Annotated in this window: 17 protein-coding genes; 16 read left to right on the forward strand and 1 reads right to left on the reverse strand. The window is 39.2% G+C overall.

Going from position 1 to position 12688, the window contains the following annotated elements:
* Nucleotides 1-70: 70 nt before the first annotated feature.
* The 7 genes from CPS94_RS01135 to CPS94_RS01165 all read left to right on the forward strand — a co-directional run bounded on the left by CPS94_RS01135 (nt 71) and on the right by CPS94_RS01165 (nt 3906).
* Entirely contained in the window at nt 71-589 is a 519-nt protein-coding gene (locus CPS94_RS01135; RefSeq protein ID WP_112286317.1) for a ClbS/DfsB family four-helix bundle protein, read from the forward strand.
* Between the two features lie 34 nt (nt 590-623).
* Entirely contained in the window at nt 624-1133 is a 510-nt protein-coding gene (locus CPS94_RS01140; protein WP_112195664.1) for a DinB family protein, read from the forward strand.
* A gap of 127 nt (nt 1134-1260) precedes the next feature.
* On the forward strand, nt 1261-1758 hold the full coding sequence (locus CPS94_RS01145; protein WP_112195662.1) for a hypothetical protein: 498 nt from the start codon (nt 1261-1263) through the stop codon (nt 1756-1758).
* A complete protein-coding gene (locus CPS94_RS01150) occupies nt 1758-2252 on the forward strand; it encodes a hypothetical protein (RefSeq protein ID WP_112195660.1) in 495 nt (164 codons plus the stop codon). Before CPS94_RS01145 ends, CPS94_RS01150 begins: the two co-directional genes overlap by 1 nt.
* The gene (locus tag CPS94_RS01155) at nt 2249-2440 is read left to right on the forward strand and encodes a helix-turn-helix transcriptional regulator (RefSeq protein WP_004049360.1); all 192 of its coding nucleotides are present in this window, start codon (nt 2249-2251) and stop codon (nt 2438-2440) included. The genes CPS94_RS01150 and CPS94_RS01155 overlap by 4 nt, the downstream gene beginning before the upstream one ends.
* Nucleotides 2441-2518: 78 nt before the next feature.
* Nucleotides 2519-3046: a helix-turn-helix domain-containing protein gene (locus CPS94_RS01160; RefSeq protein ID WP_112286318.1), complete on the forward strand. Its 528-nt coding sequence runs from the start codon at nt 2519-2521 to the stop codon at nt 3044-3046.
* Nucleotides 3031-3906: an IS3 family transposase gene (locus tag CPS94_RS01165; RefSeq protein ID WP_039936034.1), complete on the forward strand. Its 876-nt coding sequence runs from the start codon at nt 3031-3033 to the stop codon at nt 3904-3906. Before CPS94_RS01160 ends, CPS94_RS01165 begins: the two co-directional genes overlap by 16 nt.
* A 43-nt stretch (nt 3907-3949) precedes the next feature.
* On the opposite strand, the gene CPS94_RS01170 is transcribed toward CPS94_RS01165, so the two are convergent.
* Entirely contained in the window at nt 3950-4804 is an 855-nt protein-coding gene (locus tag CPS94_RS01170) for a LysR family transcriptional regulator (protein ID WP_238145360.1), read from the reverse strand.
* 21 nt (nt 4805-4825) lie between these two features.
* Here CPS94_RS01170 and CPS94_RS01175 point away from each other — a divergent pair, with 21 nt between their 5' ends.
* The 9 genes from CPS94_RS01175 (at nt 4826) to CPS94_RS11850 (ending at nt 12495) form a co-directional block, all read left to right on the forward strand.
* On the forward strand, nt 4826-5713 hold the full coding sequence (locus CPS94_RS01175) for an alpha/beta hydrolase (RefSeq protein ID WP_238145362.1): 888 nt from the start codon (nt 4826-4828) through the stop codon (nt 5711-5713).
* Between the two features lie 131 nt (nt 5714-5844).
* Nucleotides 5845-6171, forward strand: coding sequence for a DMT family transporter (locus CPS94_RS01180; RefSeq protein WP_112195658.1), 327 nt, complete (start codon nt 5845-5847; stop codon nt 6169-6171).
* A gap of 2 nt (nt 6172-6173) precedes the next feature.
* The gene (locus tag CPS94_RS01185) at nt 6174-6485 is read left to right on the forward strand and encodes a DMT family transporter (protein ID WP_004049350.1); all 312 of its coding nucleotides are present in this window, start codon (nt 6174-6176) and stop codon (nt 6483-6485) included.
* Between the two features lie 50 nt (nt 6486-6535).
* On the forward strand, nt 6536-7309 hold the full coding sequence (locus tag CPS94_RS01190; RefSeq protein ID WP_056958767.1) for a protein-ADP-ribose hydrolase: 774 nt from the start codon (nt 6536-6538) through the stop codon (nt 7307-7309).
* A 339-nt stretch (nt 7310-7648) separates the two neighbouring features.
* The gene (locus CPS94_RS01195) at nt 7649-8845 is read left to right on the forward strand and encodes an MFS transporter (protein ID WP_076149957.1); all 1197 of its coding nucleotides are present in this window, start codon (nt 7649-7651) and stop codon (nt 8843-8845) included.
* Between the two features lie 70 nt (nt 8846-8915).
* Nucleotides 8916-10010, forward strand: a complete 1095-nt coding sequence (locus tag CPS94_RS01200) for a DUF6508 domain-containing protein (RefSeq protein WP_112195656.1) — start codon at nt 8916-8918, stop codon at nt 10008-10010.
* 141 nt (nt 10011-10151) lie between these two features.
* On the forward strand, nt 10152-10757 hold the full coding sequence (locus CPS94_RS01205; RefSeq protein ID WP_004049341.1) for an NADPH-dependent FMN reductase: 606 nt from the start codon (nt 10152-10154) through the stop codon (nt 10755-10757).
* A 24-nt stretch (nt 10758-10781) separates the two neighbouring features.
* On the forward strand, nt 10782-11996 hold the full coding sequence (locus CPS94_RS01210) for an NAD(P)H-dependent oxidoreductase (protein WP_112195654.1): 1215 nt from the start codon (nt 10782-10784) through the stop codon (nt 11994-11996).
* 127 nt (nt 11997-12123) lie between these two features.
* Nucleotides 12124-12495 (forward strand): SA1002 family membrane protein, encoded by a 372-nt coding sequence (locus CPS94_RS11850; protein ID WP_456264533.1) that lies wholly within the window; start codon nt 12124-12126, stop codon nt 12493-12495.
* Nucleotides 12496-12688: the final 193 nt, after the last annotated feature.

A 12688-nucleotide genomic window follows, 5' to 3' on the forward strand; every position in this document is an offset into this window, starting at 1 on the left:
TAAAGAGTGATACTGTGGGAAAAATCTACGTGTAAACTCAAGTAAAAGATTTAAAGGGAGAGTTTAAACGATGAGAAGTTATCATGATAAAGCAGAACTAAAAGCTGAGATCAAAAAAACGTATGCTAAGTATATTGCGGAATTTACCGCGATCCCTGAGGCTTTAAAAGATGAGCGTTGTGATGCAGTGGACCGTACACCAGCGGAAAATTTGGCTTATCAAGTAGGTTGGACAACGCTATTATTACAGTGGGAAGCAGATGAAAGACAAGGAAAAACAGTAAAAACCCCAACTGAGAACTATAAATGGAATCAATTAGGGGAACTTTACCAATATTTTTCTGTAACCTATGCTCCATTGTCACTAGCAGAATTGAAAAAAAGATTAGACCAAAACATTCAGGCCATATATCAGATGCTTGATGAACTGAGTGAAGCTGAAGTATTTGAACCGCATATGCGAAAATGGGCGGATAATTCAACTAAAACAGCAGTCTGGGAAGTCTATAAGTTTATTCATGTGAATACCGTGGCGCCTTTTACGACTTTTAGAACGAAGATCAGAAAATGGAAACGTTTGGTGTTATAGGCGCTAAAAAATTTGAGAAATGTGAGGAAATATTATGCAAACAGTAGAGATGTTAGTTGATGCACTTAACCGGGCGGAAGAACGTTTTTTAGAAACGATCGCACAAATGAATGTTGAACAATTGAACACGATGCCAGCGGATCTGATCAAATCGGTCACGTGGTTGACTTGGCATACAGCTAAGATGATCGATCAACAATTATCGGAATTAGCTGGAAAAGAACCGCTCTATACCAGTCAGGGTTGGGTGCAAAAGTTTGATTTAGATCTACCTTTAGACACACAGGATTGGATCCATACACCAGAACAAGCACGTAAAGTTCAAGTGGAGGATAAAGAATTATTAGTTGATTATCTTCAAGCGGCGGTCGCTTTTGGACGAGATTATCTATCGAAACTAGACCTGGCAACATTAGATGAGATCATTGATGAAAGTTGGGAACCCCCAGTTACACGAGCAGTGCGGATCATCTCAACGCTAGATGATGCTAGTATGCATTCAGGCCAAGCAGTGTATACTAGACGCTTAGTTTTAGGTAAATAAGATATAGAGTGTCAGTGATGGCACTCTTTTTTATGCTTTATGCCATTTATAGATTATTTTTGTAAAATATAGTTGACATTATTGATGATTTAAATTACTATTAGGGTGTAGAAAAGGAGGGATACCCATGTTAGGAAGTTTATTTGTAATTTTATTTTTTGCGGTGGTAGGACTAGTGCTATTTTTACAAAAAGATGATGGGTATGATGAACGACAAACAGTGATCATGGATCGTGGGGGTCGTTATGGATTGCTAACAGTTTTGCTTTTGAATGCTGTCTTTTACATTTTTAGTGTCTTTGATAGTTTTCCAGAACTTTCAGTGAGGTTTACATCTACAATGAGTATTTGGAGTGGTATATTAGTAGCCTCACTTTATGCAATTTGGAATCACGCATATTTTTCACTCAAATCTGAAAAAACTAATGGTTTTGCAGTCGTAATGCTCATAATGGGAATTCCTAATTTATTGATTGGGATAGTCGATCTTTTAGGACTTTGGGGAGGGAGTCCTGATCTTACAAAAGGTGTTAGCTTTTTGATCTTTGGAATCAGTTGTTTTTGCATTGCGCTAACGATCATTTTGCGTAATCATCTCGATAGTAATGAAGAAGGTGATCTATAATGTTTTTAGCTCCAGTAATAATTTTAGTTGTAGCCCTTTCATTTGGCTTTTTGATACTGATGAATAAAGTCGAAGGTGAACGTGATGAACGACAAACACAGGTGGTAGATCGGGCCTACAAATATGCTTTTGTTACAATTATGTTTTTTAATGCTGTTGTATACTTTTTGGAAGTATTCGGGAATATCCAGCTTTTATCGAGTGAAAATCTAGCGGCGCTGAGCATTTGGCTTGGGACTTTGGTGTTTGCACCATATACTATTTGGCAGCATGCTTATTTTCCTGTTAAAGTCAAAAAAAGTTCTTCAATGGGCTGGTTATATGCTGGACTAGGGCTTTTGGAATTGTTGCCGGTAACTTGGGACTATTTTGAAAGTTCAAAAGTAGATCAGCAAGATATTTACTTAGTATTTCTGGGTATTTTCTTGCTCATCACAGGAAGCACGATCCTCTTGCGTAACTACCTAGATCGTAAGGAAGATGAAGGCAGATGAAGAATTTAAAGTTAAAAGCAGCTCGTGCGGGAAAAGACCTTTCACAGCAAGCTTTAGCCGATCGTGTCGGTGTTTCACGCCAAACGATCTCGGCCATTGAAAAAGGCGACTATAACCCCACGATCAATCTTTGTATCAGTATTTGTAAAGAACTTGATGTAACATTAAATGACTTATTTTGGAAATAAAAAACTTCTGAGATCAAACGGTCCCATGAAGTGAACCCCCTAAGTTGGACAAAGGAATCTAACTTAGGGGGTTTTACTATGACTAAATTTTCTTTTGAGGATAAGTTGCGGGCTGTAAATATGTATCTAAGAGGCTATGGAAGTAACACAGTAGCTAAAGTTTATAAAGTGAAGAATCACTCAAATATCCTTATGTGGGTCAAACGATATCAAAAATATGGTATTGATGGGTTAAAAGTTCGCTACCCTAAATACGATTACGATGGAAATTTTAAGCTCAACGTTTTAAACTGGAGAAAAAGACATAAGGCTTCCTATCCGCAAACAGCACTTCAGTTTGATATAAGTAATCCTGGGACGATCGCGACTTGGCAACGTAAATTGGATACTAAAGGTGTTGATGCCTTATTTACTAGAAGAGGACGGGCTAAACACATGACGACCAACAATAATAAACAAGCAGAAAAATCAGAATTATCTGAATTAGAACGTTTACGAGCTGAGAATCGTGCTTTACGGGTTGAAAATGAATACTTAAAAAAACTCGATGCCTTGGTTCAGAAGCGCGGACATCGCAAGAAAAATATCAAATCATCCAAGAATTAAGGCAGGAATTTAAATATACATTGGATGAAATACTACCTTACACTAGTCTTAAACGTAGTACATTTTACTATCAAGCCCAACGAATAAACAGGCGAAAAAATAAAGATGAGGAGCTATTAAAGCTTATAAAGGAGGTCAAATCAAAGCACCCGTGTTTTGGTTATCGTACAGTAACACTGAAATTACGATCTCAAGGCATAAAAGTAAATCATAAGCGTGTTAGTCGCATCATGCGAGAAAATGACCTATCAGCGCATATGTATAATAAACAAAGGCGAAAATATAATTCTGCCCTTGGACCACAAGGTAAGAAAGCTAAGAACTTATTACATCGACGTTTTGATACACATTTACCATTTCAAAAAATGGTGACTGACGTAAGTGAATTTAGGTATGGAAATAAGACACAAGAAGAACGTGTCTATCTTTCACCTATCAAAGATCTATGTACAGATGAAATAGTGAGCTATAGTATCAGTAAGCATCCAACAACAGACTTCGTGGTAAAACCGTTGGATGCATTGATAAAACTTAGACCTAAATTAAACTATCGTATGACTCTCCATAGCGATCAAGGTGTCCAATATCAGAGTGTCCAATGGCGAAAGAAGCTAAAAGAAAATAGGATCTTTCAAAGCATGTCTCGTAGGGCAACGTGCTTAGATAATGCACCCATGGAAAGTTTTTTCCACACAATGAAAGTAGAGCTATATCACAATAAAGAATATACAACACAAGAAGAGTTGGTCAACGCAATGATCAGCTGGATCAGCTATTACAATAACGAACGGATAAAGGTCAAATTAAAAGGCAAGACACCGGTAGAATACCGACATCTTGCCTTAAGAAATATAGTCTAAATAGAGTGTCCAACTTTATGGGTTCACTTCACCAGAATTTTTTTTATTGAGCTAGTTTTTCTTTGAGTTTATCTAATAGCAATTTGGCAGCGGGAGAGAAGACTTGGTGTTTGTTCCAGATAAGATACATGTTAGAGGTCAGATTTGGCTCAAGTGGGCGAAAACAAAGCTCGCTGTCGCTACTAGTGTCGACTAGATCATCAAATGTCAAAGCATAGCCTAGATTTTCACGCACTAAAAGTGAGGCGTTATAGATCAAGTTTGAGGTTGCAACGATATTTAATTCATCAACTTTTTCACCAAAGAACTTAGGATAGTCTGCTTCCATCCCTTGGCGTGACACGATCAAGGGCAGATCGACTAACTCAGCGACTGTGATAACTGCATGCTGTGCTAACGGGCTATCTTTAGGCATGAGCACGCCCCAAGTATCGTGATGGGGGAGTTTGAGATAATTGTACTTTTGCAGATCAACTTCTTGGACGATCACGGCAAAGTCTAACAAGCCTCGCTCTAAGCGCAAGGCGATATCACTACTATCACCACTGTATAAATGGTAGCGTAACCCTGGATAAGTGCTCTGCAACTCTTTGAATTGGCGTGCTAGATATTGCATGCCGATCGATTCAGCACAACCAAAATGAATATCGCCCCCGATCACATCATCTAGATCTTGGAATTCTTGCGTTGTTTTATCAACTAAAGCAACGATATTTTCAGCGCGCTTTTGTAAGAGCAGCCCGGCTTCGGTCAAGCGGATACTGTAGTTGGTTCGGGTAAAGAGCTTTTGTCCTAGCTCAGCTTCCAGTTGTTTGATCTGCTTTGATAGTGTTGGTTGTGATGGGATAAAACGTTTGCACCCAGCTCTAAGGTAAAACACCAAAAAGTGACGTTTCACAATCGCTACGGTGTCACCTTAGTGGCTGATATGTATTTGCCTAAAACTGCAGCTGGTAAACTACCTGCACTTGCGATCGCGGGATCATTTGGAGCCGTTAAAGAACAAGCTTCTGGGTTATATGCGCAAACTTTGGCTGCGGCTGGCTTTTTAACGCTTGCTTTTGATCCGTCATTTACGGGTGAAAGTGGTGGTTTTCCTCATAATGTGGCTTCGCCTGATATCAATACAGAAGATTTTCAAGCAGCGGTCGATTATTTATCTAATTTAGAGCTAGCTGACCCAAAAAAACTCGGGATCGTCGGGATCTGTGGTTGGGGCGGTATGGCTTTGAATGCCGCGGCCCTTGATACGCGGATCAAAGCGACTGTGACGGCAACGATGTATGATATGTCACGGATCAATGCTAATGGCTACTTTGATGCTGAAGATTCTCAAGCAGCACGTCAAGCTAAAAAGATTGCCTTAAACAAGCAACGCACCCGCGATTATGCTAATGCTGACTATGCTAGAGCTGGTGGGGTGGTCGATCCCTTACCAGCTGATGCACCTCAGTTTGTCGCTGATTATTATAATTATTACAAAACTAAGCGTGGTTATCATGAGCGGTCTTTGAATTCAAATGATGGTTGGAATGTGACTGGATGTATGTCGTTTATCAACCAACCACTTCTTAAATACAGTAATGAGATCGAAAATGCAGTCTTGATGATCCACGGTAAAGCGGCACATTCATGTTATTTTAGTGAAGATGCTTACGCTAAGATGGTGGAAGGTGCGGTTTGCCCTGATAATAAGGAATTGTATTTGATCTCTGTAGCTGACCATACAGATTTTTATGATGGTGGCAAAGATAAAGTCATTCCGTTTGCTAAGATCGTAGACTTTTTCCAGCAATATTTGAAATAAATTTTGAATTGACAGTTGAATATAACTCTGATAGCATAATTTATACTTTACATCGGAGGCTTACTCTAAGTGTAGTTGGATAAGATGGATCTTGTCTAGCTATGCTTTTTTATTTGAAAGGATGAAGTGATTTGAATAAAAATTGGTTACTGTTGATCTTAGGAGGATTGCTGGAGATCGTTTGGGCGTTGACGTTGAAGCTTTCGGACAGTTTTACGATCCAGCCTTATGGGATCATCACGCTCGTTTTTATTATTTTGAGTTTTTACTTATTTTCCCTAGCTATGAAAAATTTACCTGCTGGGATCGCTTATTCGGCTTATTGTGGGATCGGTGCAGTTGGCTCGGTCTTATTTGGCTGGATCTTTTTAGGTGAAACTTTGAGTTTGGGCCAAGGGATCTGTGTTTGCTTGATGATCAGTGGGTTGATCGGATTAAAATATTTGGGGGATGAGTAACGATGGACATTATCTATTTGATCGGTGCAGGGTTAGCCGAAGTCGGCTTGGTTTTTTGTATGAAACGAGCAAGTGGTTTTAAACAGCTGTTTTGGACAGTGGGAACATTATTTTTTGCGACGGTAAGTTTGACGGGACTTTCATTTGCGATGAAAACACTGGATGCTGGAGTAGCCTACAGTATTTGGGTCTCATTTGGTAGCATCGGAGCTTTGGTTGTGGGAAGCCTTGTTTATGGCGAAAAATTAAATACTAAACAAATGATCTGTGTTGCTTTGATCATCGTGGCCGTTATCGGCTTAAAAATATTTTAAAGGCTAAAGGTGATATATACTATATATAGATAAGAATGGAGGTATCACTGATGGACCAAGCTAAACGGCGACTTTATCTGATCCAAAGCTTATTAAATGAAAATCCACGAACAGCCAAATTTAAGATCCCAAAGACACAAGCAGAACAAGAAAAAATGCTACGAGCATTATTCAATACACGCTTAGCGCGCCCGATCACACCTGAATTTGAGCAGATCCAAGATGCATATTTGACTGAAGTATTGGCTCAAAAGAAAATAACGACTCTCAAAGATCTAACGCCGCTTTCTGACAATATCTATCTTTGGCAAGGGGATCTCACGACACTTAAAGTCGATGCGATCGTCAATGCTGCGAATAAAACGATGCTAGGGTGTTATCGCCCGAACTGTAATTGCCTCGATAATGCGATCCATACTTTTGCAGGGGTCCAACTACGAAATGAATGTTATCAAGTTATGCAAAAGGTCGGGCGCTTTGTGAAAGTCGCTCAAGTCTTACCGACTAAGGCATATAATTTGCCCAGCAAATATGTTTTCCATGTGGCAGGACCGTACGTTAAAAATAAGACCTTGACCCCAGAATACGAAGAACAGTTAGCGCAAGCATATTATAATTGTTTAAAGCTGGCACATGATAATAATTTAAAAAGTTTAGCTTTTTGTTGCATCTCTACGGGTGAATTTGGCTTTCCAAATGAGCGTGCCGCTCAGATCGCAAGTAAGACGGTCAAAGATTTTTTGCGTCAAACTGACTCTAAGCTCAAGGTCATTTTTAATGTTTTTAAAGACCTAGATCTAGAGATATATCAAAGAATATTGTGATGTGGCTGTAGGGCTGAGTAGATCTCGGCCTTTTTTAATGGTCTAATTGTATCCGATCACATAAAGAGAGTATTTTACTAGACGAAAACCTCCTTTTAAAGATAGAATAAAGGTGTACAAATAAAAGTTGATTTGGGTGAAAAACAGCGAAGTATCCACTTTATTGTGGTTTTATCATAAGCAAAAACTTCTTGAAAGATAATTTGTTTATTGTTATAGTGCTCAAAAATGATAACGCTATCAAAATAACTGAAGGCGAGGTGGTCTAGTCCAAGTAGACACCCAGACTTATTTGTTGTTAGCTGCATCGGTCAATCAAAGAATGGTAGGGGATCTTAAATGAAAGAAGTCAGTCAAAAAACGGGTATTTTGATGTTTTTCACCCTGTTTGCAGCATATGTTACATTTGCTGCTAGTTGGGTCGGTGGTTCCAATCTTGGACCACAGATCATTCAAACTTATTTTGGACATGAAGTTTCACCGGTGTTGAGTCAAGTGGTCAACTATACGATCACGATCGCTCGGGTAGTCGCTAATTTCTTAGCTGCTTTATTTTTGATGAAGCTTGGGATCAAGCGCGCTGGTCAATTTGCCTTATTCTTATTATCATTTTCAATGGTCGCGATCTGGATGCCCAATTATTGGCTCTACATTATTGCGCGGATGATCATGGCGCTTGGTGGGTCAATGATCATGGTCTACATGAATCCAATCGTGGTCCGCTTTGTTTCACGGGAACAAAAGATCTTTTATTCGTCATTTATCACCGCATCTTATAATATCGGGGCCTTTATCATGGCGATCGCGTTTGTCTTTTTTGCCGATAAAATGACACATAATTGGCGTTTGACGTTGAGTTGTGTGGCAGCCTTTAGCATTTTCTTCTTTATCGTTTGGTTATTGAAAGCACAAAATTTTGAGACCTCAGGTGGATCTGAAGTTAAAAATGATTACAGTTATGGAAAAGCAGTCAAAGATCCGTTTGTTTGGAAATTTGCCTTGGGTTTTGGTGCTTTCTTATTCTTATATGTGATGACTTTGACCAGTTTACCGCCAACATTGGCAAATGCTTATAGTAATTTTAAACCAGGTGCGATGATCTGTGCAGTTTCTGGCGGTGGTATGGTCGGAACCCTATTGATGCTAAAGATCAAGGTCGAACGAAAACGGCGTCCGATCCTATTAGTTTTAGGTAGTGCTGCGATCTTAGCCATTGCCGGTGCGATCTTTTTAGCGGGTATCTCACCATTAGTGGCATATACGCTACTATTTATCAGTGGGATCTTCTTATTCTCACAATATCCGATCTATTTAAACATTCCACATGAATTGCCAAATATGAACCCCCAAAAGTCGACCTTGCTCTTTGGTGTGATCTGGGCTTTGACCTATGGCTTTTATACGATCCTAAATGTTATCTGGAGCATGATCTTGGGTGCAGGTGGCTTGCTATCTGCCAATATTTTCTATATTATTGTGTCAATGATATATCTGGTGGCAATTATCTTATTGCCAGAAACTTATCGCAAGAAGTGATCAGATACTTGCTCAAAGATCATGGCAGGCACTCTTGCCATGGTCTTTTTTGTATAGAGAGGTGATCTAAATGTGTGAAGAAGTCAAATTATTGCTAGCATGGAAAGATAAATTGGCTACAGGGCCGTGGGGTGAGTGGTGCTATCGTCCAGGCAATTTACCCTATGTCAAATATTCTCAAACTGTTGAGAACTTTATCAGAGAAGTCGAATTATTCGTATACGACCAACCTCAGCTCAATTTAGAAAATTATCAATTGATCTTATCTCAAGCGCAGGTAGATGTTGAAACTGTAACGGAGCTGTCAAATTTATCTTCGCAGGTGTTGTTGGCAGCCTTAGTACGGATCATTAAGCGTGAAGAGTTTAGTGAGGGCTATATTTTGCGCTTTTTACAAAATCGACTGATCGTGGATATTTTAGTTGAGCTAGCGCAAAAACTTAGCTCGACGACGGAGAAAAAATACATGTTTTGTCAGGTCGAATTTATACCTGATGAACCACTTTATACGTATCTATGCGATGATGAGACCATTAAAGAAGGTGATGAAGTCGTTGTTCCAGTAGGACCAGCTGAAGAGATGCACATCGTTAAAGTTAAGAAGATCATCTATGCAACTGCGGCTAATGCACCTTACCCATTTGAACGTTGTAAAAAGGTCATTGAAAAGTTGGAGACAAGAAGTGATCTGGCATCCGTCGAGAAGGATATCTTTACGGTGACTTCACAAAGTGTCGATGCCTTAGATACTTTGATCGGTACCTTTAGACTTAAAAAAGATGACAGACCGTTAGCGATCGAATGTCTAGAAGCGTGTTTTTCAAAAACAAATGAAAATCAACGGGGAACTTTGATCGTTAAAGCGGCACGCCCCGATGTATATTTAACTGATCCAGAGGTATACCTTTGCTTGGACAATACGCCGAAAGTTCAAATGTTAGAAAAGATCACGCAAAGTTTAGGTGGGATAGGAAATGAGTGGCAAAAGATCGAGTTGCGAAGTGTCAATGACCTTGAGATGCAGTTAGAAGAGGCACCTGAGCTAGCTAAGGTCGAGTTAAAGTTTGCGTCTAGTCATGATGTTTCGGCCATCTGGATCGATTACTTTATCACGGCTGATGGGATCACCGTTTACTTTAGTGAATGGGAGAAAAACAATGAATAGATAAGAACCGAGCAGTTTGCTAATTATTTTGAAGTAAAAAGCTAAATATACTTTCTACTAGGGTTTTGAATACGGTATAATTAAGCTGAGAGATTAAGAGGATCAAACTATATATAACTAGTGGAAAGCGAGGATGACACAGTGAAACTTATTGGAATCGTTGGTACGAACTCAGCCGAGTCGACTAATCGTAAATTATTACAATATATGCAAAGTCATTTGGCGGATAAAGCTGAGATCGAATTGGTCGAGGTAAAAGATATCCCAGTTTTCAACAAGCCGGCTGACAAGAAAGTCCCTGAAAAGGTGACTGAGATCGCTACTAAGATCGAGACAGCAGAAGGAGTGATCATTGCTACACCAGAATATGATCATTCGATCCCGGCGGCTTTGATGAATGCTTTAGCTTGGCTTTCATACGGGATCTCACCTTTATTGAATAAACCAGTTATGATCACGGGGGCTTCATACGGTAAGTTGGGCTCTTCGCGTGCGCAAGCGCAATTGCGCCAAATTTTAGACGCTCCTGAATTAAAGGCCAGTGTAATGCCGGGGTCAGAATTTCTCTTGGCGCATTCGTTACAGGCTTTTGATGAAGCTGGGAATTTGATCGATCTAGAGACCGTTCAAAAATTAGACGCACTCTTTGATGATTTCCGGATTTTTGTTAAAATTACAGCTAAACTTTCAAATGCACATGAGTTATTGCATCAGGAAGCTGAAAATTTTGACTGGGAAAATCTTTAATTTGCGAGGAAGGGGTATTTAACAATGAAATTTGTTGGCATCGTTGGCTCTAGTGCAGAACAATCATATAATCGCTTATTGTTGGAATATATTAGAAAACAATTCAAATCAAAATTTGAACTGGAGATCTTGGAGATCGATAAAGTTCCAATGTTCAATCAAGATGATAATTGGGCAGACAGCTTCCAATTACGCCTTTTGAACAATAAGATCACACGTGCAGATGGGGTCATTATCGCTACACCAGAACATAATCATACGATCACGGCAGCGTTAAAAAGTGTTTTAGAATGGTTGTCTTATCAAGTTCATCCGTTTGAAAGTAAACCTGTGATGATCGTTGGGGCTTCTTATTATGACCAAGGAACTTCGCGTGCTCAAACCCATTTGCGTGAGATCTTAGATGCACCCGGGGTCAATGCATATACATTACCCGGAAATGAATTTTTGTTAGAAAAAGCCAAAGAAGCATTTGATGATGAAGGAAATATCATTAGTCAAGATACAGTCAACTTTTTAGAGACGTGTTTAGATAATTTTATCAAATACGTTGAAGTGGTCAGTTCGTTAAAAAAACCAAAACCGATCGCACCCGAAGATCTAGATGCTAACCATCCGATCAAAACAACGGTAACTGAAGTTGATCCCGATGATCCCAAATGGGTCGAAAAAGTAGCGAAGATCACAGGAGCGGTTTCGGGAGATACTTATGTCAAGCTCGACCATGGGATCTTAACGGTCGATCAGATCAATATGTTCTTGAAGTCGATGCCGTTTGAATTGACTTATGCAGACGATAATAATCAATTCTTATACTACAACAATGCGCATCAAGAGCCAGAGACAATGTTAGCTAAACGAATACCGGCTCAATCTGGTAGCCGGTTATCGACGGTGCATAATTCATTGCCACCGGCACGGATGAAAAATGTTGAATGGGTCGTAGGGACTTTGCGCAACGGAAATCAGGAGTTTGTGCGTACGATCGTTCCCGGTTCACCAGAAAATGTGGTCAATACGCACCATTATCAGGCAATGTATTATCCAGATGGTTCCTATGCTGGGATCAATGAACTAGTCTTTAATTTCAAGCCATGGCTAGATTGGTATTTGAAAGAAACAGGGCAACGTTTGGTCGGTGGCAAGATGGAGATGATGCCTGATGTCAACACAGGTGCTTCTGAAACACCAAGTGCTGAAATGACACCTGATGCTAATACCGGCGCATCAGAACATTAAAATAAATAAGATCCAAGGCTAAAAGTAAAGAATAGATCCTTTTAGCCTTTTTGTATAGACAATACAGTGTTGACGATGATAAAAAATCAAGGGGAGAAGCTATATAGCACTTTACGCTTTGATAGTTTTGATAATTTTTTCTGGATCTTTAGTAGGTTTAAGGAAAGAAAAATCGCTTAAGATAGTAAGGGCGTTTGTCCTTGTGGGCTTAGAAACATGTTTAGACTGTGTTTTATTTGAATTGTTGATACTGTTATTTTTTATAACACCGCTGGGTCAAGTATTAAATTATGGAATAGAGGGCTTGTTTTCAGTGATCTTGATCATAGCCATCTTAAATGGGATCGTACTATATTGGTTGAATCATTTTTTGAATGCTAAGCTTAAGATATCCTCTCAAGTGCAGATGTTATATGAATACATCATCCAATGGGGACTGCTATATGTGACAGTCTATCAAGTTATGTTCGATAATTTTTTAAGTATTTTAAAAAATTAGAATTTCAAAGCTAGTGATATCAGTCAGTTAAATCTGACCGATCCAAGTAAGCTGATCATTTTGGTCTTACCATCATTGATCTCTGTTTGGATCACATTGGTCCTATCACGTTTAAAAAAAGATACGTTATAAAAAATGAGGCTATATAACTTACATTCTCATTTATAAGATAGTCCAGCGATAAAATTTGCTC

Origin of the sequence: Ligilactobacillus murinus, assembly GCF_003288115.1 — a bacterium.
GTDB lineage: Bacteria > Bacillota > Bacilli > Lactobacillales > Lactobacillaceae > Ligilactobacillus > Ligilactobacillus murinus.

Excerpts from the sequence above, each read along its gene's own strand:
- CPS94_RS01155 (WP_004049360.1), top strand. The coding sequence starts at position 2,249 with ATGAAGAATTTAAAGTTAAAAGCAGCTCGTGCGGGAAAAGACCTTTCA.
- CPS94_RS01185 (WP_004049350.1), top strand. The coding sequence starts at position 6,174 with ATGGACATTATCTATTTGATCGGTGCAGGGTTAGCCGAAGTCGGCTTG.
- CPS94_RS01140 (WP_112195664.1), top strand. The coding sequence starts at position 624 with ATGCAAACAGTAGAGATGTTAGTTGATGCACTTAACCGGGCGGAAGAA.
- CPS94_RS01160 (WP_112286318.1), top strand. The coding sequence starts at position 2,519 with ATGACTAAATTTTCTTTTGAGGATAAGTTGCGGGCTGTAAATATGTAT.
- CPS94_RS01145 (WP_112195662.1), top strand. The coding sequence starts at position 1,261 with ATGTTAGGAAGTTTATTTGTAATTTTATTTTTTGCGGTGGTAGGACTA.
- CPS94_RS01200 (WP_112195656.1), top strand. The coding sequence starts at position 8,916 with ATGTGTGAAGAAGTCAAATTATTGCTAGCATGGAAAGATAAATTGGCT.
- CPS94_RS01150 (WP_112195660.1), top strand. The coding sequence starts at position 1,758 with ATGTTTTTAGCTCCAGTAATAATTTTAGTTGTAGCCCTTTCATTTGGC.
- CPS94_RS01195 (WP_076149957.1), top strand. The coding sequence starts at position 7,649 with ATGAAAGAAGTCAGTCAAAAAACGGGTATTTTGATGTTTTTCACCCTG.
- CPS94_RS01190 (WP_056958767.1), top strand. The coding sequence starts at position 6,536 with ATGGACCAAGCTAAACGGCGACTTTATCTGATCCAAAGCTTATTAAAT.
- CPS94_RS01210 (WP_112195654.1), top strand. The coding sequence starts at position 10,782 with ATGAAATTTGTTGGCATCGTTGGCTCTAGTGCAGAACAATCATATAAT.
- CPS94_RS01135 (WP_112286317.1), top strand. The coding sequence starts at position 71 with ATGAGAAGTTATCATGATAAAGCAGAACTAAAAGCTGAGATCAAAAAA.